Genomic DNA, 20,873 nt, shown 5'->3' with positions numbered 1-20,873 from the left:
TTAGTGAGAACTATCCAAAACTTCAAGTATAGAAAAAAAGAACTGCCTTTATAGCTAGCAGTTCTTCTGATATAGAGTTCGTCATGTATTTAGGCTGTAGTTTCTTCATTTAAACTTAAAAGAGCTTATGTTGCAGCTACTAAGATGATACCCACAGCCCCAATAACAAAAAGCAAAAGTAATCCTTTTATTATTTTAGCTTGTGACATACCGATTCCTCCCCAATCCCTTTATCATCATTTATTATAGCTTTAATAACGAAAAAACGATATAAGAAAAATAGGAAAAATCGAGCTTCTTTCATCTTATTTTGTAAAATATATTGGTAGAATATGAAATATTAAACAATCGAATGAATTTCATAATGACTCTATAAGTGAATAAACCGAAAAATTATAATACACATTTATTTGAATGTTTGTTAATTAACTTGTTGATTGTAACTTGTAGGTAGTGACTCCCAAAGGATCAGCGCAGTCTGAAGATCCACTCTGACGAAGCCCTGCGTAGTCGGAGTTAGCTGAAGACAAGCCCTTCGGAAAGCATCTACCTAAAGTGAAAATCAAAAACCTAATCGTTCCGTTTTCTTTAAAAGATAGAAATGACGAAGTGGGTTTAAGTCAATGAACCGAACTTTTATTAAAAAATATGCCTTAAATGTTTTGAATTCACTTCTTGATTGTAACAGTAGGTAGTGACTCCCAAAGGATCAGCGCAGTCTGAAGATCCACTCTGACGAAGCCCTGCGTAGTCGGAGTTAGCTGAGGACAAGCCCTTGGGAAAGCATCTACCTAATGTGGAAATCAAAAACCTAATCGCTCGATTTTCATTAAAAGATAGGAAGGATCAATTTAAGTGAACGAAACCGAACATCTATGATAAAAAGGTTTTGAATTTTTGCAAATTCACTTCTTGATTGAAACGGTAGGTAGTGACTCCCAAAGGATCAGCGCAGTCTGAAGATCCACTCTGGCGAAGCTCTGCGTAGTCAGAGTTAGCTGAAGACCATCTACCTAAAGTGAAAATCAAACACCTAACCGTTCCGTTTTCATAATGAAATGGATTCAGTCAACATACTTTTTACAAAAGCATCTTTATATAAACCATTTTTTTAATGAGTGATTTAATGAATGAATCTCTTTTACTACAAGATTAGCAATTTGCTTAGCACCACTCTCATTAAAGTGCGTATTATCGATGACACCATCAGGATAATTAGGATGCTCACCCTTTTCAAGCTGTGTAAATAATAATTTCGATTGCTCATCACCAAGTTCTTCCATTAACATTTGTGAGCGCTTTCTTAAATCGATTAATGCAATATTCTCTTGTATCGCTAAAGCCTTAACCGCATTTGGATATTCACCATGAGCAGGTAAAAACTCTCCTTCTGCTGAAAATCTTCTTCTTTCAACCGGTGTAATCAGTATAGGATGGGCTTGAGCACTCTTAGCAACATTCAGATATTTTTTTAAATATTCAGGATATGTTGTTTGCGGATCGGTTCCTCTTTCATCGCTTTTTTGGTCATTATGACCAAACTGAATGAATAAATAGTCACCGGCCTTTAGGTTTTTTTGAATTTTTTCTAATCGACCTTCTTCAATGAAACTTTTTGAGCTTCTACCGTTTGTCGCTTCATTGACAATTTCGACCCCTTCTTTGACAAATAGGTGCAAAAATTGACCCCAACCTGCCATCGGTGCAGAAGTTTTTGGATAATTAGCAACTGTAGAATCCCCTGCTAAATAAATTTTTGTTTTTAACAACGTTTTCACCCCTTCTAATGATATATTTTACTTTAATTGAAACAGCAATCAAGATATTTTTTTTATATCGTTTCAATAGGTTGTGAGTTGAATCATCGTTTGGTAAAATGGCGATATTAAAACTACTTACTTTCAAAAGTTTTACCATGACAAAGTCATCAAGTGTGTGAAAAAGGAGTATAAACCTATGTCAACCAATATAACGATGAAGACTAGTGAAGCTTATTCTCACTTTAATAGGCTCGAGTGGTCATCTCTTGCTAAGCCAGAAAGAGTCGCGCTTAGCTCAGAGGAAATAAGTAAACTACAGGGAATCGATCAAGTAATCTCTAGTGATGAGGTCGCTGATATCTATTTTCCTCTTTCACAGTTTCTTTTTCTTCAAATGACTCATTCCATGAATCTTCATCATGATATGAATGTATTTTTTGAAAGATCAACGAAAAAGGTACCTTTCGTTATTGGAATTGCTGGAAGTGTATCTGTAGGAAAATCAACGACAGCTAGATTAATTCAAGCTTTAATTTCTCAGTGGCCAACTAAACCTAAAGTTGACTTGGTGACAACAGACGGATTTCTCTTGCCAAATGCGAAGCTTGAAGAACGCCAACTTATGAAAAGAAAAGGCTTTCCGGAAAGTTATGATATAGAAAGATTAATTCAATTTTTATTATCTTTAAAATCAGGAGCTGAGAAGATGGAAGTACCTGTCTATTCCCACCTTACATACGATCGAATACCGAACAAATCCCAGGTGATTGAAAGCCCTGATGTCGTCATCGTTGAAGGAATTAATGTTTTACAAGTCAATAAAAAAAATAAAAATATTCCAGAGGTTTTTGTTTCCGATTTCTTTGATTTCTCCATTTATGTAGATGCAGATGAAAATAACATTAAACAGTGGTATATTGATCGCTTTAAAATTTTAAGAAATACTGCTTTTCATGATCCATCTTCTTATTTTCATAGATATCGTAACCTCTCAGACAATGAAGCAGTCGAATTTGCTACAGATGTATGGAATACAGTAAATAAAATCAACCTAGAAAAAAATATTAAGCCAACAAAATACCGTGCAAATTTAATATTAAATAAAGGCATTGGACATAGAGTCACCGATATATTAATAAAAAAATTATAAAAAATGGTTCCTTTTCTTGTTGCAGAGCGGTTTATAGCTCATTATATTTGATAAAATCCTGATTTTAACGTTTAAAAAACGAATCCGCTCGATTAGAGCAGACTCGTTTTTTTATTGTTTGTATAGGTTGGAATGTATACAGAACTAGAAAAGCCATCCTTTAATATGGTTCCATAATTGTAGGAAAAATCCGCTAGCTTCTGTTTCTGTGGCTTCATGCTTCTTTTCAAGCTCTGCTTTTGTTTGAACCGGTTCTACCTTTAGTTCATGTAATGGAACTTCCTTAATCATTCGATTTTCTGTTCCAATAATTTCAAGTTTATGATCCGGATTTACTTGAAATTCAACAGTTTCATTTAATAACTGGGTAAAATAAACATCCTGATTTAAGATAAATTCATGTCCATTTGGACCAAGGAACTTATTATTACCATGAACCTGATTCGTTTCAAAATGATCAAAACCATAATCTAAAAGAGACATCGTATCCTTATAGGCTAACTGAGCATTGGGGGCATTTAAAGTCACGGCAATCAAATCCAAATCATTTCTTTGAGCTGAAGTAACAAGAGTGTACCCGGCATTTTGGACAAAGCCGTTTTTTACTCCAGTCGTTCCTTCATAGTCCCATAATAAACGATGATGGTTATGAATCGTCGTTTCCCACCCTTCTCCAATCCAATCAAGTTCTTTTGTTTCTACAATCTCTCTAAACGTTTCATTCTGTAGGGCATAGCTCGTTATTTTAGCCATATCTAGCGCCGTTGTATAATGATCCTCATCATATAATCCATGAGGATTGGTAAAGTTAGTGTGGTTATCACCAATAATATCTTGAAGGAACTGATTCATCCTTTCAGAAAAAGCTTTTTCACTTCCATCAAAATATTCGGCAATAGCTGTTCCTGCATCGTTTCCTGAATTAATTAATAAGCCTTGAACTAACTTTTTTAAGCTAACCTCTTCCCCCTCTAGGAGATAAACTCTTGTTCCAATTACCTCTGTTGCTCCCTTACTTACTGTTACTATATCATCTAGGTTTCCTTGCTCTATGGCAATAATCCCCGTTACAATTTTCGTAATACTTGCTGGATACATTTTTTGATTAATGTCTTGATTATATATAATATCTCCACTTTTTTGATCCATTAATAATGCAACTTCACTATTTAATTGGAAGTCTTGTTCAAAGTCTGCTGATACATTAGGTTGAATAAATATGAATAAGCCTAAAATCATTAAGAAAATAAAGTAATATCGAAAATAGCTCAAAACCTCTTCCCTCCAGATTAATTACGTATCCTTAATAGGATAAAAGATCTTATTTACATGAGTATATCAGAATAATTACAATTACATTACACAAACATAAAAAAGTCCCATTCCTTTAAGTCTATGTCTAAGCATGTCACAGTAATAAAACCCTTTATTTTAAACAAAACCGGAATTTACCACTAATTCTATAACATCTTTTGTATTAGGATAAAAATATCAAATTCTCTAATAGATTCATTTCGATTACCATAAATTTCATGTATAAATGCTCCTCATTTGTTTATCTTAATGAATGGGCCAATCAGGTAGCTCAAACTTTAATATACATAGGAGGGTTAATATGGGAATTTTAAGTGGAAATCCACAAGAAGAGCCAATGCATTACGGCGAGGTTTTTAGCACATGGGAGTTCGTTATGACTGCCAATAAAGACATTGCAGATACGTTAGTGTTAATTAATCATGTGGGAGATAACGATTTAAAGAAATTATTACAAGAATCGGTTGAATCAGGAAAGGCTCAAGTACAACAAGTTTCTGAATTATTAAAAGCTAACGGTGTCGCTCTGCCGCCTGCAGCACCTGAAGCACCAAAAGCAGAATTAAATGACATTCCCGCCGGTGCTCGTTTTCCGGATGCAGATGTAGCAGCATCGGCTTCAATGGCTATTGCAGCAGCATTGGTTGCTTGTAGTCAAATAATGGGCCAATCCATTCGAGAAGACATCGCCATGATGTTTGGCCAAATTCATGTAGCAAAAGCAGCTCTAGGAGCTAAATACTTAAAATTAACAAAGGAAAAAGGCTGGTTAGTTCCTCCTCCCTTACATCATTATCAGCTCAACGATGAGTAAAACTCCTTAACCTTACCTCCATATATTTTACTACTCTTTTCTTTTTAATAAGGTAATTTTATCCAAATAGAAAGCTATATCTATAAATATCGAACCAAAAAATGTTCTGTTTCTGTTACAACTTAACCTACTTTTCTTTCATCATTCAAAAACACAACACGTGAGTATGAGCGTGTTGTGTTTTTACACTATATTCTAAATACGACACCTACCGTACCAATAATAGCCAATAATATGTTTACTGATATGATAACGATTAAGAATGTTAAAAATATTTTTTTCAAAATAGCCCCCCTAAAGTATAATCATTTATTTAATCATAATCATCATTATTTTCTGAATCAAGCCTTCATTATCATATTCATAAAATTAGTACGATATTTATTCTGACGAAATTCTAACATTCTTAGTATTATTTTAAATAGAAGGAGAAAGCTTTCATATATGCTACAATATGATTACATAACTGCAATAAAACGAATACTAAGTTCTTCAAATATCTGACAAGCACATATTGGAAACCGTATTTTTAATAAAGGAGGCTTATAAAATGGATGGAAAAAATGAGAATAAAATCAGCCTATCTCCAAAAACAGAAAACATATTATCTCAGATTAATAGTCAAACGAAGCTAGGAGACTTACGAAAAATCGCCAAGCAAATAAAAAAGGATCATGAACTAGCTATGGAGCTATGGTCTACTAAAGCGTTTTTGCCCAGACTATTAGCCATCTTAATTATGGACAAAAAACTTCTTTCAGAAGATGTGATTAATAAGCTTGATCAGGATATGCAATCACACGATTTTGTTGAGCGTAATAACTTAATGGATTGGTTAATGGCTAATCAACTCACTAAAGACAAGAAGAAAATTACATTGATAGAGTCATGGAAGAATAGTCCTTCTCCTCTTCAAAGGCGAGTTTTCTGGTATTATCAAGCTCGTTTAAGATGGACTGGACAAACACCGCCTGATAACACCCCAGATTTGCTTACGGCAATAGAAGATACTATTACGGATGAAGAGCCAGAGGTTCAATGGGCTATGAATTTCACCGCAGGATGGATAGGCGTTTATGATGAAAGAAATCGAGCACGTTGTATGAAACTTGGTGAGGAAACCGGTCTTTACAAAGGTGAAATGGTATCAAAAGGATGTACTCCTAACTATTTACCGGAGTTCATTACCATTGAGGTTAACAAAAGACATACTAAATAGTTACCTCTGAAAAATGTATTAGAGTTCTATGCAAAAAGAAATTTAAATCCTCAGTATGAATAGCGCATTTCTTTGAGAAGTACAGATTTCCCGCGGGGCGGGGCAATACAAATAAAAAATTAGTTACCGCCCTTCTAAAGATGGTGAACTGTCTTGGAGATGCGAACAGTTGGGTACCTAACATCAGTGAAGTTATTCATGCATATGATTCCATCTGTTTTTGATCTATTTAATTTTAATTTTAGTTTTAGTTTTGAGTAAAATCGATTAAGTGTACACTCATAAAGATATAGAGTCATTAATCAAAGCAATCGATATGCTAGATTAATGGCTCTTTTTATTTAAATTATTTGTAGGCTACATGAGTGAATTTCATCATTGCTCTATAAACGAGTAAAACCAACGTGTCTTATAAAATATGATTTAAATGTTTGGGAATTAACTTCTTGATTGAAAAAGTAGGTAGTGACTCCCAAAGGATGAGCGCAGTCTGAAGATCCGCTCTGGCGAAGCTCTGAATAGTCAGAGTTAGCTGAGAACAAGCCCTTGGGAAAGCATCTGCCTAAAGTGAAAATCAAAAACCAAAACGTTCGGTTTTCATTAAAAGATATGAATGATGAAATGGATTCACATATAAAAATTCATAAAAATGAAAAACCCTTAAAACGCAGTCAACTCTAGTAACCTTAGACGGTCACTAGAGTTGAAATCACTGCAATATTATCCTTTGAATAATTGAACAAACATTTTTCCGTATCTTCCACCGTCAATAACTCCAATTCCTACTTCTGTATAATTTGAATTAAGAATATTTTCTCGGTGTCCTTGTGAATTCATTAAAGCTTGGTGAGCTGCTCCAACAGATTGATTTCCTGCTAAATTTTCACCAGCAGTGCGATATGAAATACCGAAATGATTTAACATATCAAATGGAGAACCATAAGTTGGTGATTGATGGTCAAAGTAATTGTTGTCAATCATATCTTGAGCTTTTACTCTAGCAACCTTTGTTAATTCATTGTTGATAGTTAAAGGAGCTAGTCCTCTTTGTTGACGCTCTTGATTAACTAGGTTAACCATTTCTTGTTCTTCTTGAGTAACATTTGCTGTATTCTCATTTTGTACTTCTTCTTCTTCCACGACTGGTGTTTCTTCAACAGGCTCTTCGATTACAGGCTGTTCAGGCTGAGGTGCTGGTTCTTCTTCCTTCGGCTCCTCTACAGGCTGTTCAGGCTGAGGTGCTGGTTCTTCTTCCTTCGGCTCCTCTACAGGTTTATTTGGCCATTCAACTTGACATAGAAAAGGTAAAACTGAATTCCAATTCATATTTGCTAGTTGACTTCCTTCTAATAAACCTTGTAGTTTCGTTTGAGCCCATTCTGAAATTTCTTCATTTTCAATTGAATCAAAAGAAGAAATAGAAACTACTTTATAAGTATAAGGTTGAACTAAACTCTGCTTTGCATCAGCTTGTCCAGAAAACCCAGTAACGGCAAGCGCTGCTGCCAAAAATGTTGTAGCTAAAACTTTTTTCATGTTATAAATCCTCCCGATTTGAGAAATTTTTGTTTTCTACGAGTTGAATCGTAGCATAGCCTTTATCCATCTGACTATGGAAAAAGATTCATATTTTCGTGGAATAAATATGAAATATTTCAAACCTTTTTTTTCCAAAATCATGATGAACCAGATACCTTCTTTCTTTACCAACAAACGATTTTAGAGATGATGATGAGTTCGTCAACATCCTGTTACAAAAACGTAATATAGTACATTTAAACGTAAAGAAGTAGCTTCCGGCGCGACACGACTATCACGAAGCTACTTTTCACCTATTATTGGAATTTTTTTCATGGCTTATAGCCTATTTTTTTATGATAGATTAAAAATTGAGTTTTTGAGGTTTATTCTCTAATTCATTTAATTTGGAGATAGCCTCTCTAGATTTAAAGGAGGTATTTTTTTTGAAAAAGTTTACAATGTCTTTTTTGGCTGTAGCTTCTCTAGCGTTCTTAAATATAGATGAGGCAAAAGCACAAAGTAATCATACTGTTAAAGAGGGAGAGAGTCTTTATAAAATTGGACAGCAATACGGTGTAGCCGTGCAATCCCTTAAAGAAATGAATGAAAGAAACAGTAATCTTATAATGGTAGGCGAAGTACTTCAAATTCCAGAGTCTATTTCAGAAGCAGAAAAGGATTTATTAGCTCGTCTTGTTCGCGCTGAAGCACAAGGTGAACCCTATGCCGGAAAAGTTGCAGTAGCAACAGTTGTGTTAAATCGTGTTCAGCATACAGACTTTCCCGATACGATAACTGAGGTCATTCAAGAAGTCACACCATCTGGTCACTATGCTTTTACCCCTTATATGAACGGTGAAATCAATAAACCAGCAGATGCTGAATCCAAAGCAGCGGTAAATGAGGCTCTAGCTTTTGATGGACAAGGACAAGGCTCTATATTCTTCTATAATCCTCAAACAGCGACTAATCATTGGAATGCAACGAGAACAGAAACGATTACCATTGGTAAGCATGTTTTCTCAAAATAATCACGTAAAGACTCAGACCTTCTATGGCTGAGTCTTTTTTATCGTTATTCGATGTTTATTCAAACACTGATTAGCCTTTCATACTTTACTCCTATTGTTCTTACTTTAGGTTTCATAATAGAACATTAAAGGAATACTTTAAGTATAAGTAAGAAAATGGAGGTGCGGAAATTGACAAGAATTTCGAAGATCTCTTCTCTTCGTTCATCTCGAATTCAAGAGAATTATGTTCAGAGCTTTTCTCCAGAATCAGTAAAAAAAGTTGAACCATTATCAACGATCAATCGAACGGAAAACTATGCAGAATCTATTTCAGAAAACAAAATTATGTCTTTTGAGCAATATTATAATCAATTACAAAAGAACCCAAGCCATAAAACATCTAGTCAGTCTTCCTGTAAAAAGCGAAAAAAAACTAAACTTCAACCAACCTCGTCTATTAACCACTTTTTAGATAAATATAACCTTTTACTTAAAGAATTTCTGTTAAATGACTGTTTATATGGTTCTAATAGCTCAACACTTCTCATTAACTGTTACAAATTTTATAAAAACCCATTAAAAGCTTTGCACATTTCATTTAATGAAAAACAAGAATTAGTCAGAGACCATACCGAGAAAAAAGAGGAGAATGAACAACCGTCTATCTCAAAGTTAGAAAAACAAGAAGCTCTTTCTGCCTTTGAGCAATTCAAATTAGCTGTATTAAAATCCGTTCATATGATTTCAAAAGAAAAAGACCAACCTTACAATAGCCATTTAAATATTGCCGCTTATCAAGCAAGAGGGCTTGTTGTCGAATCAAGACAATAAGCTCAACCTCTCCCTCTAAACTCCCTTAAGCTTTCCTTCACATGACAAATCTATGGAATCCTGCTACAATGAGCCAAATATCACTTTCTTATTGAGAGCTTGGATTCCATTTAGGGGGAGTAACTATTGCAAATTATCCACTCACATACCCAATTAGATTTTGACGGCTTTGCCTCCATGATCGCAGCACAAAAATTATATCCACAAGCAAACCTAGTTTTACCTGAAAAGCAAAACCCCGCTTTAGCACAATTTCTTGCTATTCATCGCGATCATTTTCGTTTTTTAGCAAAAGAGGATATTACTTGGTCTAAAGTAGACACCTGTATCATTGTCGATGTAACGAATCCCAATCGAATAGAAATTCCTTATGAGCAGTTGAAGCATGCCGATTTTATTGTATACGATCATCATCCTATAAATGAAAACCGAATTAAAGCCTCATCAGAATCTATCGTAGAATTAGGGGCATCTGTTACGTTATTAATAGAAGAAATTATTGAGAATAACCTTACCATTACTCCTTTTGAAGCGACCTTATTCGGTCTTGGCCTTTATTCAGATACTGGACATTTCACCTATGACCATACAACAGCTAGAGACTTAGAGGCGGCAAGTTTTCTTTTTCATCAAGGCTTAGATTTAGACTTTATCAATCAATTTTCTGAACAAAGCTTTAGTGCAGAAGAACAAATTCTATTTAAACAGTTGTTAATAAGCGGTACCAAACATTCTATTGACGGGTTAACGGTTTTTCTAACGATATTTGAACAAAGTGAATATGTTAATCATCTAGCTTTTTTAACGGGAAAATTATTAGAAACTACAGAAGCAGATGCAGCGATAGCTGTTGTCAAAATGAATAAACACGTATATGTTGTTGCTAGAGGGCATGGCGAACGAATTAATGTTAGAGAACTTATTCTAAAACTTGGTGGCAATGGTCACGAACTAGCAGCATCAGCCACAGTAAAACGAGCAAACCTACAGACTGTTTATTCTGATGTCGAAAGTATGCTTCCTCTCATGCTCAAACCTGCCATTACGGCCGCTCAGCTTATGTCATCACCCGTAAAGGTGGTCCATGAAAAGGATAAAATTTCTTATGCCGCTGAACAAATGCAACAATTTGGTCATACCGGATTACCTGTACTATCAGAGGATGAGCAATTAGTAGGCGTTATTTCTAGAAAAGATGTAGATAAAGCTTTAAGACACGATCTTGGACATGCTCCTATCAAGGCATACATGACGACAGAGCCTATTACCGTTTCAGAATCTGTTACATTAGAGCATATTCAAGAATTAATGATTGCTCATAATATAGGAAGGTTATTAGTAGAAAGAGAAAATCGAGTTATAGGAATCATCTCTAGATCAGATATGGTTGAAGTTCTTCATAATAAACGATATCGAGAGCATTTACATAATCGTTCTGCCATTCATTCTTTAAATAAGGTTGATGGGCTTTTAAAATCTTCGCTATCTTCTGATACATTTCAACTCTTAAAAACGGTTGGAGAAGAGGCAGAAATAAAAGGAGTATCTGCTTATTTAATTGGAGGATTCGTCAGAGATCTTCTATTAAAAAGACAAAATCAGGATATCGATATTGTCATTGTCGGAGATGCAATAGCTTTCGGTCAGCATTTAGCTTCTATTATGCAAGGACAACTACAAGAGCATCAACAGTTTGGAACCGCAACTCTCATCCTATCCGATTCAAAAAAAATAGATTTAGTCACGTGTCGAACCGAATATTATAAAAATCCAGCTGAACTGCCGACTGTCCATTTTTCCAATTTAAAAGAGGATTTAGCTAGAAGAGATTTTTCAATTAATGCAATGGCTATCTCTTTAAATACGACGAATTTTGGAGAACTTATTGATTATTTTAATGGAAAAGTAGATTTAGTAGAGGGCAAAATAAGAATACTACACACGTTAAGCTTTGTAGAGGATCCTACTAGAATTTTTCGAGCTGTTCGTTTTGCACATCGATTAAAATACCGTTTAGATTCTCAGACACGTGAGCTTGCCAAAAATGCAGGAGCATCTTTAAAACGTTTAAGCTACACGAGGATTTTAGCTGAATTCCATCTCATTCAAAAAGAAAAAAACGGATATGAATTATTTTATCAATTAGATGAACTTTGTGTCTGGAATCATTTATTTAATAAAAGTATTACTACTGAACATTGGCATTTATTTGAAAAGCTATTGTTACACAAACAGGAAAAAACCATGATGCTTCTTACGGCGCTGATTTTTGAATCAGATGGCTGGATCGATATCATTACGCCATATGCTCTGACCGTTGAAGATAAGGTTTTTTTACAGCATTTAATTGAGGCAACAAACCTTCCACCTTTTAATAATATGGGTGAATTCCATAAGTTTGCTCACTGTTTAAAATCGGAAGCACTTATATTTTATGCCCTAAGCCGAAAAGGGGAATTCTCTAACCAAATTTTAGAATATGTTGCAAGAAGAGACAGCTTGAAAAGATTATTAAATGGTCATGATTTAAAAAAATTGGATGTTCCAGTAGGACCCCTGTTTAAAGAAATATTATTAAGACTTGAGCAAAGGCAGCTCAATCAAGAACTGCTGTCCAGAGAAGAAGCGATTAATTGGGTCAAAGAAGAGCTTCGTAATGAACCATATTAGTATTTCAATACAAAAGCTTATTATTTGAATCCATTTCATAATTCCTATCTTATAATGAAGACCGATCGATTTGTTTTTTGATTTACACTTTAGGTAGATGCTTTCCCAAGGGCTTGTCTTCAGCTAACTCTGACTACGCAGAGGTTCGCCAGAGTGGATCTTCAGACGGCGCTGATCCTTTGGGAGTCACTACCTACCGTTTCAATCAAGAAGTGAATTCAGAAACATTCAAGACATTTTTATGATGAATGGTCGGTTTTATTCGCTTATAGAGCAATGATGAAATTCACTTATTTACAAACCTGTTAGGAATTAATAAAAATAGGGCATTTATAAATGAAAAATCAATTCACCTCACAAATAGGCAATAGAGGAGAGTAAACATGTATGATTTTTATACAGCTTTAGAATATATTAATAAAAGGCTTTATGAACCAAATCATTTAACCATTGATTCGGTTCAAGAGGAAACACATAACTCTAAGTATGGTGCCGGTACATTCCGATTACTTGAAAAAACAGTTCGTTTCAGAGTTGCCCATATAACTCCAGCAAAAGTAGGTCAATTTGTTGTATTATGGGAAAAAGATGAATATAACAAAAACCAACCGTACTCCTATGAAGAATCACCTGATTTATTAGTCATTACTACCTTTAAAAAAGATGATGGTTTTGGACAATTTGTTTTTCCTAAAGACATTCTTTTCAAACAAAACATGTTTCGCTCTCATTCAACTAAGGGAAAAATGGCCATAAGAGTGTATCCAGAATGGGATTTACCACTTAATAAACAGGCAATTAAAACACAGAAATGGCAGTTACCTTTTTTTATTAATCTGACTAATCTCGATTACCTACCTACTGATTTACTAAAACTATACTTAAGATAAAATGTTTCACCAAGCAAATAAAAAAAGGGCTGTAAGATAAAAAAACGAGCTAATCGCCAGAAGGTCATACGATGACCTTTGAGACAGCCCGTTTTTTTTGATTTATTTATTCAAAACGCTTAAAAACTAAAGTTGCATTATGACCACCAAATCCTAAAGAATTACTCATAGCAACCTTTACATCCGTTTTTCTTGCTTCATTAGGTACATAATCTAGGTCACAATCTTCATCTGGTGTTTCATAATTAATGGTTGGTGGAATAATGCCTTCTTTTATAGCTTTTACTGCAAAAATAGCTTCAACTCCACCTGCGGCTCCTAATAAGTGTCCAGTCATAGATTTAGTAGAGCTAATCGCTAATTGATAAGCATGCTCTCCAAATACTTCTTTTGCCGCCATTGTTTCAAATTTATCATTATAGCCGGTACTTGTTCCGTGTGCATTTAGATAATCTACTTCTTCAGGTAATAAGCCCGCATCTTCAATAGCTTGTTTCATTGATCGAGCCGCACCCTCGCCTTCAGGTGCTGGTGCAGTAAGATGATAAGCATCACCAGTAGCACCATAGCCCACGATTTCTGCATAAATTTTAGCTCCACGCTTTTGAGCACTTTCTAAGCTTTCTAAAATAAGAATACCTGAGCCTTCCCCCATCACAAATCCATCTCTGTTTTTGTCAAAAGGTCTTGATGCTGTAGTAGGGTCCTCGTTGGTTGAAACAGCTTTTGCCGCACAGAAACCAGCTACGGCCATATTTGTAATAGGTGCTTCTGAGCCACCCGTTATCATAATATCTGCATCTCCACGTTGAATGACCTTAAAAGCATCACCAATAGAGTTTGTACCTGATGCACATGCTGTAACCGTACAAGAATTAATACCTTTTGCTCCTGTTGTAATGGAAACCTGTCCCGATGCCATATCTGGTATCATCATTGGTACAAAAAATGGACTTACACGACGATACCCCTTTTCTAAAAATTGATGAAATTGTTGTTCGTAGGTCTCCATGCCTCCAATGCCGGAACCAATCCAAACTCCCACACGATCCGCAATCTCATCTGTAATTTCAAGATTAGCATCCTTTAAAGCCATTAAAGAGGAGGCCACCGCAAACTGTGTAAAACGGTCCATTTTTCTTGCATCCTTTTTTTCCATAAATGCTGCTGGGTCAAAATCCTTTACCTCAGCTGAAACACTGATAGAGAAGTTTTCAGCCGGTACCCTTGTTAAGGGTCCGATTCCTGATTTACCGGTGATTGCTTGCTGCCAAGTTGTTTCTGCATCATTTCCAAGTGGTGTTACAGCACCTAATCCTGTAATTACTACCCGCTTTTTTTCCACAAATACTCTCTCCTTTTCTAGTCCAACTAACTTTATTTACCCCATTTTAAAGCAACTGAACCCCAAACTAAGCCAGCGCCAAAACCAACTAATACAACTGTATCTCCATTTTTTATTTTACCATTTTTCAAGTCGTCAACAAAAGCCATTGGAATAGAAGCCGATGAAGTATTTCCGTATTTCTGAACAGTCTTAGCCATTTTTTCCACTGGTAAATCTAGCCGCTCTCTTGCAGCTTCCATAATACGAATATTGGCTTGATGAGGAATGAGATAATCCACATCCTCTTTTGTTAATCCAGCTTTTTCAATAACTCTCATCGATGAATCTCCCATTTGTCGAACGGCAAATTTAAACACTTCTCGACCGTTCATCTCTAAAAATTCACCTTTATGATTAATATGCATACCACCAGCGCCATCTGCACCAAGTTCAAAGGCTAATATTCCTTTTCCATCCTCTACAGGTCCTAAAACAGCTGACCCTGCTCCATCTCCAAATAGAACAGCTGTGTTTCGGTCTGTCATATCTGTAATGCTCGATAGCTTTTCAACCCCAACTACTAAAACATACTTATAGGCTCCTGTTTGAATAAACTGTTGAGCCGTAGCCAAACCATATATAAAACCAGCACAAGCCGCGCTTATATCCATTGCAGCCGCTTTTTTTGCTCCTAATCTATCTTGAATAAGTGTAGAAACGGTTGGAAATGTCATATCTGGAGTGACTGTTGCCACTAATATTAAGTCTATATCTTCTGGATTGACATCAGCTTCCTTCAAAGCATCAACAGCTGATTGATAAGCCATTTCCGTACAGCTTATATCATCTGCAAAGCGTCTTTCCTCTATTCCAGTTCGAGTGCGGATCCATTCATCCGTTGTATCTAACGTTTTTTCAAAATCAAAGTTCGTTACTACCTTTTCGGGCACATAGCTTCCCATTCCTAAAATTCCTGCATTCGCCATCTCTTATTCTCCTTTCAAAGAGAAGTTCAATTCTTTTCTATTTACATTTCACTTAGTACCTGATACTAATAGTACATCAGAAAATAATCTGTGTCTAGAGTTTTCCTTTCTATCCTAACAGTTGTGTTTATGTAGCAAGAATGGGCATAAAACAAATTCACTTTTCTAAAATACTAGCCATAAACTATAACGATTAGACATTTGTGTAAGTTAGGAGGGATAGAATGTCTAGAAAAAAGAAGCAAGCTGAAAACCGTGATATTTTCAACGACCTTATGTTTGGTAAGCAGCCTGAGCCAGAACCAGAAAAAAAGCCTACCTTTCTATCAACGATTGAACAAATGACCCATTTTATTGATACAATTGGACCAACCATAGATAAACTTGCTCCGCTTATCGTTATTGCTCAAGCCTTTTTTAATAATGATACAAAAGGGAAAAAATCAGATAAAAAAGAAGAAAATAGTCCATAAAAAAGTGGAAGCCCTATGTGCTTCCACTTTTTTTAGTATTTCTAAAAATTTGGACCAAATTGAGGCCCGAAACTAGGGCCAAATTGAGGTCCATAACCTGGTCCGAATTGAGGCCCGAATCCTGGGCCATATTGTGGTCCATAGTTAGGTCCATAATTAGGCCCAAAGTTCGGTCCATAGTTTGGTCCACAATATGGACCGGCACAATATGGTGGACGGTTTCCAAACCCGCCCCCTCCAAATAGTAAGGGTCCAACAGCTAATCCAGCAACAAATGGTAACAGTGGAAAAAATCGTTGATCATTATTTCGAGCATTTCGATATGAGTTCGGATACCGATACCCATTATATGGATAATTCTGAATGAAGGACATCGTAAATGACACTCCTTTTATTGGATTACTGTTATACTATGTCCTTTTATTCTTATTGAAGCTTTTCCTATTGGATAAATGTCCTATTCAGAGCCTAATTCCTCTAAAAGCTGTTTAAACAATGGATCAAGCTCTTGCTTCATGAGCTCTTCCTCTCTCGTAGTAGCTTCCATTAATTGAATTAAACGATAGGATTCGAGAAATCCATCAATTTCACCTAATCTTAATTGGGAGATTGAATAATAAAAAAAGAGTCTAATATGTGATTTATTACTTTCTTTCATGATTTCTACAAACGGAGCTAATTGCTGCATTCCTGCTTCATATTTTTCAGATTTTACGAGAACGATTCCTTCTTTAATTTGATTCGCAAAATTCTGCAGTGGAAGCTGTTTCATGTTAATCAACCTTTCCTCTTTCTATCATGTAGTAAAAAAAGCTCAAAGCCGTTATTTCTGCTTGAGCTTTTATCTTATTTGTCTTCTTGTTGTTGACCGTCTATTTTTCCTAGCTCATATGCTTCATTCATAACATTCATTAACAAATTTAACATAGGCTGGGCATCTTCAATTCCTAACTGAATTCCCTTTTCTTCTAAAAATTTCTTTCCTTCTGGTAAATGTTTCATCGCAATTTGCATAAGCTTCATATTCATTTCAGAATTTGACAATCAAAACACCTCTTTAAAAGTTCATTATCTATAAGATACTAGTTTATGATTATTATGGCAAGTTGGAGTCTTGATATCTTTCTTCTTGCATTTCACCATTTTCTATATAATGGATTACTGCATCCTCCATATACTCAACAATGCCTTCAGAAACTTGCGACCCAAATTTTCCGAGACTAATCACACTATCTTGAAAATCAAAATACAAATTACCTGTATCCAGCTCACCATCTAAATATTTTCTCGTTACTATTTCATATAGTTCATCAACATGCTGAATCGTACTCGTTAAAACGGTAGCTTCTCCTAAATCAGAGAAATCAGAAACATATCCAATAATATAGAGACCATCATTTTTTATTTCTTCTAATACACTTATATGAAACCCATCACCGATAGGATAAAAAACATCTACTTCGTCATTCTTTAATGATTGATAGTAAGACAATGCTAACTCCTCATCCGTCCAACTATTTACATATTCTACTTTAACGTTAATATCTTCGTTTTCAAATTTTGCTCCTTCTATAAAACCTTCAATTTCAGGCTGCCATGGAAAAGCAGCAATGACTGCAATTTTGTTATTTTGACTCATAATAGCTGATAAACTTCCTGCAAAATAACCCATTGCATACCCATCAAAATGTAAGCTCGTCACATTATTTCCCTTCACATGACCATTAAAGCTAATAAAATGAATATCTGGGTATTCATCTGCCATTTCCGAGAAATAATGGGCATACATTTGTCCATGTCCAAAAATGATCGACACATCATTAAGATAAAACTCTTCAATGGTTGATTTGATTTTTTCTTCTGTATTCACTTCTTCCTTGGAATACACTTCAACGTCTAAGTTTGTATGAATGTTTAATAAGCCTTGATAACCTTTACTATTCCACCCTTGATCATAAATAGAATCCTCTAATAACAATCCTACTTTTTCCTTTTTTGTATGAACTACTTCATTTGAACAGCCAATAAATAGAACAATAGGCAGAAAAAAAATGAAAATCGTTCGTCTCAGCATGTTGGCACTCTCCCTATTTTTCAAACCATTTCTAGTATAAACACTGTTTGCCATAAAAAAAAGTAAAGATTCAAGAACTATCAACCACTTTCCATGACGTCTATTTTTACTAGTTCAATCTATGTAGATTCTATATCTATTCGTTATAACTATGACTATTTCCTCTTATCATGCTCGTATTTACTAAACTGTAATAAAAATGTAATTTTCATTTAAAAGGTGAATATGAAAGAAAAGATTGGTATAATATATCAACAGTTACAATGGAAATGAGGATTTTAACAATGAATGCATTTAAAGAGATAGAAACGAGAAGAACTTTTGCTATTATTTCCCACCCTGATGCAGGTAAAACAACCTTAACAGAAAAACTCCTACTCTTTGGTGGAGCTATTAGAGAAGCTGGTACGGTAAAAGGAAGGAAAAATAGTAAACATGCTATGAGTGACTGGATGGAAATTGAAAAACAGAGAGGGATTTCTGTTACAAGCTCTGTTTTAGAATTCATGTATGAGGATTATCATGTTAATATTTTAGATACGCCTGGACACCAAGACTTCAGTGAGGATACTTATCGAACGTTAACGGCAGCTGACTCTGCTACCATGCTAATAGATGCAGCAAAAGGTGTAGAAGCACAAACTAAAAAATTATTTAAAGTGTGTAAAATGAGAGGAATTCCTATTTTTACTTTTATGAACAAACTTGACCGTCAAGGTCGTGATCCTTTTGAATTAATGGAAGAGCTAGAAAACCTTCTAGGTATTCGCTCCTATCCAATGGGTTGGCCAATAGGAATGGGTCAGTCTTTTTCCGGTGTTTATGACCGAGTAGAAAAAAAGCTTGAATTATATAATCCGAATAACCCTAAAGAAATAGATGTCATTTCTCTAACTGGACCTGATGATCCTCTTTTAGATGAAGCGATCGGTGATCCAGATTTAGTGAGCCAATTTCGTGAAGAATTAGAACTTCTTGATGTCGCGGGAGATGAATTTGATTTAGAGAAGATAAAGAACGGAGAATTAACACCGATCTTTTTTGGTAGTGCCATTTCTAGCTTTGGCGTTCAAACCTTTTTGGATCATTTCTTAAAATTAGCTCCGGCTCCTACATCTCGTGCAAGCTCAAACGGTATCATAAACCCATTTGAACACCAAGGCTTCTCTGGGTTTATATTTAAAATACAGGCTAATATGAATCCAGCGCACCGTGACCGAATTGCTTTCCTTAGAATTACTTCTGGCAAATTCGAAAGAGGGATGAGTGTAAAACATGTTCGCTTAGGAAAGAACTTAAAATTAGCTCAGCCTACTCAATTTCTAGCGCAAAGTAGAAGCTTAGTCGAGGAAGCTTATGCTGGAGATATCATCGGATTATTTGATCCAGGTAATCTAAGAATTGGAGATACACTTGTTACCGGTCCATCCTTTGAATTTGCTGAAATGCCTCATTTCTCACCAGAGCATTTTGCTGCCATCACAGTAAAGGAAGCATTAAAGCACAAATCCTATGAAAAGGGACTCCATCAATTAACTGAGGAAGGAGCTATTCAGCTCTTTAAAACCTATAACCGATTTGTTGAACAGCAAATTGTCGGGGTCGTAGGGGTCTTACAGTTTGAAGTTTTAGAGCATCGTCTAAAAAGTGAGTACCATGTTGATATTCAGCTAGAGAAATTACCGTTTTCTTTTGCTAGGTGGGTTAGTGGTCCTGAAAAAGAAATGGAGAGCTTCAAAAAAAATCAGCGTAATTTGGTCACAGACCGAGACGGCCGCATCGTCGCTTTGTTTGACAATGATTTTCAGATGCGTACAGCTATCGATAAATATCCCGGGCTCCAATTTTATGAAAACTCATTTATTAAAGAGCAAGCATAAAAAAGAGGAGAAGGTAAATCCTTCTCCTCTTTCTTCTTATGAATCAAAAACCACGGCTTTTCCTTCTTCTAAAAATTCCTCAAGTGTCCATTCATTCTCATAAAGAATTTGGGCCATTTCTTCACCAATATACCTTATATGCCAAGGCTCAAAATCATAGCCTGTTATTTCCTCTTTTCCTTTTGGATAACGAATAATATACCCAAATTCATGAGCACGGTTTGCCACCCATTGTCCTTCTTCCGTATTTTCAAAATCAGCTGTTAACGCAAATTGATTACTGTTACTTGAAACGTCCATTGCGAGTCCTGTTTGGTGTTCGCTTTGTCCAGGCATTGCTACCACTGTTTGGTCTGAACCATGGTTTGAAATCGCATTTTCATATAAAGTATCTTGTCTTTCATAGGAACGGAATCCTGAAATTGCATAAAGCTCTATTCCATCCGCCTCAGCTGCTTTAAATAGTTCCTCTAAAGCCATTGCTGCTTCTTCTCTCAAATACCGCTTATCAATATCCTCTTCAAAAGAAAAGCGAACATTAGGAACGATTAAATCATCCGGGCGATACCCTTCAGGTAAAAGAAATTCACGATTAATCGCTGCATGGATATTCTCTGGATTTTGTACGACTGCTTGTCCATTGACCATCATAACTTCATTTTGATCATATTGCTTAAACTGTTCTTTAAATGCTTCTTCCACTTCATCTATTTCTTGCTCTTGTTCTACTACTTGCTCTTCTTCCACTTCTGGCTGTGGTTCACTTGGCGTTGCCGAAATCTCTTCTGTCTTTTCCTCGAAATCTAATTCTTGCTCTTCGACGCTCTGCTCCCCAAAGGAACAAGCACTAATCAAAACAATGAGTAATAGAGAAAGAAAAGAAATACTTATCTTCTTCGTCATAATTATAACCTTCCTTACCAAATAATCCTTATACTTGTAGGTATTAAC

General features: G+C 35.5%; 19 protein-coding genes. 9 read left to right on the top strand and 10 right to left on the bottom strand.

What is annotated here, in order from left to right; translation table 11 throughout:
• Nucleotides 1-1,094: 1,094 nt before the first annotated feature.
• A complete protein-coding gene (locus tag AZF04_RS10580; protein ID WP_061948661.1) occupies nucleotides 1,095-1,769 on the bottom strand; it encodes a rhamnogalacturonan acetylesterase in 675 nt (224 codons plus the stop codon).
• 187 nt (nucleotides 1,770-1,956) lie between these two features.
• On the opposite strand from AZF04_RS10580, the gene coaA reads away from it, so the two are divergent.
• Nucleotides 1,957-2,910: a type I pantothenate kinase gene (coaA, locus tag AZF04_RS10575; RefSeq protein WP_061948660.1), complete on the top strand. Its 954-nt coding sequence runs from the start codon at nucleotides 1,957-1,959 to the stop codon at nucleotides 2,908-2,910.
• A 144-nt stretch (nucleotides 2,911-3,054) separates the two neighbouring features.
• Here coaA and AZF04_RS10570 read toward each other — a convergent pair whose 3' ends face one another.
• On the bottom strand, nucleotides 3,055-4,182 hold the full coding sequence (locus AZF04_RS10570) for a D-alanyl-D-alanine carboxypeptidase family protein (protein WP_061948659.1): 1,128 nt from the start codon (nucleotides 4,180-4,182) through the stop codon (nucleotides 3,055-3,057).
• A 343-nt stretch (nucleotides 4,183-4,525) separates the two neighbouring features.
• On the opposite strand from AZF04_RS10570, the gene AZF04_RS10565 reads away from it, so the two are divergent.
• Nucleotides 4,526-5,038: a DUF3231 family protein gene (locus AZF04_RS10565; RefSeq protein ID WP_061948658.1), complete on the top strand. Its 513-nt coding sequence runs from the start codon at nucleotides 4,526-4,528 to the stop codon at nucleotides 5,036-5,038.
• Nucleotides 5,039-5,588: 550 nt separating this feature from the next.
• On the top strand, nucleotides 5,589-6,257 hold the full coding sequence (locus tag AZF04_RS10560) for a DNA alkylation repair protein (RefSeq protein ID WP_061948657.1): 669 nt from the start codon (nucleotides 5,589-5,591) through the stop codon (nucleotides 6,255-6,257).
• A 720-nt stretch (nucleotides 6,258-6,977) separates the two neighbouring features.
• On the opposite strand, the gene AZF04_RS10555 is transcribed toward AZF04_RS10560, so the two are convergent.
• Entirely contained in the window at nucleotides 6,978-7,793 is an 816-nt protein-coding gene (locus AZF04_RS10555; protein ID WP_061948656.1) for a CAP domain-containing protein, read from the bottom strand.
• 428 nt (nucleotides 7,794-8,221) lie between these two features.
• Here AZF04_RS10555 and AZF04_RS10550 point away from each other — a divergent pair, with 428 nt between their 5' ends.
• From AZF04_RS10550 to AZF04_RS10535, 4 genes are all read left to right on the top strand, one after another.
• Nucleotides 8,222-8,809, top strand: coding sequence for a cell wall hydrolase (locus AZF04_RS10550; protein WP_061948655.1), 588 nt, complete (start codon nucleotides 8,222-8,224; stop codon nucleotides 8,807-8,809).
• Nucleotides 8,810-8,980: 171 nt separating this feature from the next.
• Nucleotides 8,981-9,622, top strand: coding sequence for a hypothetical protein (locus AZF04_RS10545; RefSeq protein WP_061948654.1), 642 nt, complete (start codon nucleotides 8,981-8,983; stop codon nucleotides 9,620-9,622).
• A 126-nt stretch (nucleotides 9,623-9,748) separates the two neighbouring features.
• Nucleotides 9,749-12,292: a CBS domain-containing protein gene (locus tag AZF04_RS10540; RefSeq protein WP_061948653.1), complete on the top strand. Its 2,544-nt coding sequence runs from the start codon at nucleotides 9,749-9,751 to the stop codon at nucleotides 12,290-12,292.
• Between the two features lie 383 nt (nucleotides 12,293-12,675).
• The gene (locus AZF04_RS10535; RefSeq protein ID WP_061948652.1) at nucleotides 12,676-13,182 is read left to right on the top strand and encodes a MepB family protein; all 507 of its coding nucleotides are present in this window, start codon (nucleotides 12,676-12,678) and stop codon (nucleotides 13,180-13,182) included.
• 106 nt (nucleotides 13,183-13,288) lie between these two features.
• On the opposite strand, the gene fabF is transcribed toward AZF04_RS10535, so the two are convergent.
• Nucleotides 13,289-14,527 (bottom strand): beta-ketoacyl-ACP synthase II, encoded by a 1,239-nt coding sequence (gene fabF / locus AZF04_RS10530; RefSeq protein WP_045480308.1) that lies wholly within the window; start codon nucleotides 14,525-14,527, stop codon nucleotides 13,289-13,291.
• 32 nt (nucleotides 14,528-14,559) lie between these two features.
• Entirely contained in the window at nucleotides 14,560-15,495 is a 936-nt protein-coding gene (locus tag AZF04_RS10525) for a beta-ketoacyl-ACP synthase III (protein WP_045480311.1), read from the bottom strand.
• A gap of 224 nt (nucleotides 15,496-15,719) precedes the next feature.
• Here AZF04_RS10525 and AZF04_RS10520 point away from each other — a divergent pair, with 224 nt between their 5' ends.
• Nucleotides 15,720-15,968 (top strand): hypothetical protein, encoded by a 249-nt coding sequence (locus AZF04_RS10520; RefSeq protein ID WP_061948651.1) that lies wholly within the window; start codon nucleotides 15,720-15,722, stop codon nucleotides 15,966-15,968.
• A gap of 41 nt (nucleotides 15,969-16,009) precedes the next feature.
• Here the strand turns inward: AZF04_RS10520 and AZF04_RS10515 are convergent, their stop codons facing one another.
• The 4 genes from AZF04_RS10515 to AZF04_RS10500 form a co-directional block, all read right to left on the bottom strand.
• Complete coding sequence (locus AZF04_RS10515) at nucleotides 16,010-16,342, bottom strand: hypothetical protein (protein ID WP_081766561.1); 333 nt, start codon at nucleotides 16,340-16,342, stop codon at nucleotides 16,010-16,012.
• A gap of 83 nt (nucleotides 16,343-16,425) precedes the next feature.
• Entirely contained in the window at nucleotides 16,426-16,749 is a 324-nt protein-coding gene (locus tag AZF04_RS10510) for a hypothetical protein (RefSeq protein WP_061948650.1), read from the bottom strand.
• Nucleotides 16,750-16,814: 65 nt separating this feature from the next.
• Nucleotides 16,815-16,997, bottom strand: a complete 183-nt coding sequence (locus AZF04_RS10505) for a ComZ family protein (RefSeq protein WP_045480780.1) — start codon at nucleotides 16,995-16,997, stop codon at nucleotides 16,815-16,817.
• A 67-nt stretch (nucleotides 16,998-17,064) separates the two neighbouring features.
• Nucleotides 17,065-18,042 (bottom strand): BMP family ABC transporter substrate-binding protein, encoded by a 978-nt coding sequence (locus AZF04_RS10500; protein ID WP_061948649.1) that lies wholly within the window; start codon nucleotides 18,040-18,042, stop codon nucleotides 17,065-17,067.
• 284 nt (nucleotides 18,043-18,326) lie between these two features.
• On the opposite strand from AZF04_RS10500, the gene AZF04_RS10495 reads away from it, so the two are divergent.
• Nucleotides 18,327-19,922 (top strand): peptide chain release factor 3, encoded by a 1,596-nt coding sequence (locus tag AZF04_RS10495; RefSeq protein WP_061948648.1) that lies wholly within the window; start codon nucleotides 18,327-18,329, stop codon nucleotides 19,920-19,922.
• A gap of 36 nt (nucleotides 19,923-19,958) precedes the next feature.
• On the opposite strand, the gene AZF04_RS10490 is transcribed toward AZF04_RS10495, so the two are convergent.
• Complete coding sequence (locus tag AZF04_RS10490; RefSeq protein ID WP_061948647.1) at nucleotides 19,959-20,825, bottom strand: M15 family metallopeptidase; 867 nt, start codon at nucleotides 20,823-20,825, stop codon at nucleotides 19,959-19,961.
• Nucleotides 20,826-20,873: the final 48 nt, after the last annotated feature.

This window comes from Alkalihalobacillus trypoxylicola (genome assembly GCF_001590785.1).
Classification (GTDB): Bacteria; Bacillota; Bacilli; order Bacillales; family Bacillaceae_D; genus Alkalihalobacillus; species Alkalihalobacillus trypoxylicola.
The sequence above is the reverse complement of the archived record's forward strand: the minus strand, read 5'-3'. Positions and strand labels throughout refer to the sequence as shown.

Excerpts from the sequence above, each read along its gene's own strand:
- AZF04_RS10565 (WP_061948658.1), top strand. The coding sequence starts at position 4,526 with ATGGGAATTTTAAGTGGAAATCCACAAGAAGAGCCAATGCATTACGGC.
- AZF04_RS10525 (WP_045480311.1), bottom strand. The coding sequence starts at position 15,495 with ATGGCGAATGCAGGAATTTTAGGAATGGGAAGCTATGTGCCCGAAAAG.
- AZF04_RS10505 (WP_045480780.1), bottom strand. The coding sequence starts at position 16,997 with ATGAATATGAAGCTTATGCAAATTGCGATGAAACATTTACCAGAAGGA.
- AZF04_RS10520 (WP_061948651.1), top strand. The coding sequence starts at position 15,720 with ATGTCTAGAAAAAAGAAGCAAGCTGAAAACCGTGATATTTTCAACGAC.
- AZF04_RS10535 (WP_061948652.1), top strand. The coding sequence starts at position 12,676 with ATGTATGATTTTTATACAGCTTTAGAATATATTAATAAAAGGCTTTAT.
- coaA (WP_061948660.1), top strand. The coding sequence starts at position 1,957 with ATGTCAACCAATATAACGATGAAGACTAGTGAAGCTTATTCTCACTTT.
- AZF04_RS10555 (WP_061948656.1), bottom strand. The coding sequence starts at position 7,793 with ATGAAAAAAGTTTTAGCTACAACATTTTTGGCAGCAGCGCTTGCCGTT.
- AZF04_RS10495 (WP_061948648.1), top strand. The coding sequence starts at position 18,327 with ATGAATGCATTTAAAGAGATAGAAACGAGAAGAACTTTTGCTATTATT.
- AZF04_RS10500 (WP_061948649.1), bottom strand. The coding sequence starts at position 18,042 with ATGCTGAGACGAACGATTTTCATTTTTTTTCTGCCTATTGTTCTATTT.
- AZF04_RS10490 (WP_061948647.1), bottom strand. The coding sequence starts at position 20,825 with ATGACGAAGAAGATAAGTATTTCTTTTCTTTCTCTATTACTCATTGTT.
- AZF04_RS10560 (WP_061948657.1), top strand. The coding sequence starts at position 5,589 with ATGGATGGAAAAAATGAGAATAAAATCAGCCTATCTCCAAAAACAGAA.
- AZF04_RS10515 (WP_081766561.1), bottom strand. The coding sequence starts at position 16,342 with ATGTCCTTCATTCAGAATTATCCATATAATGGGTATCGGTATCCGAAC.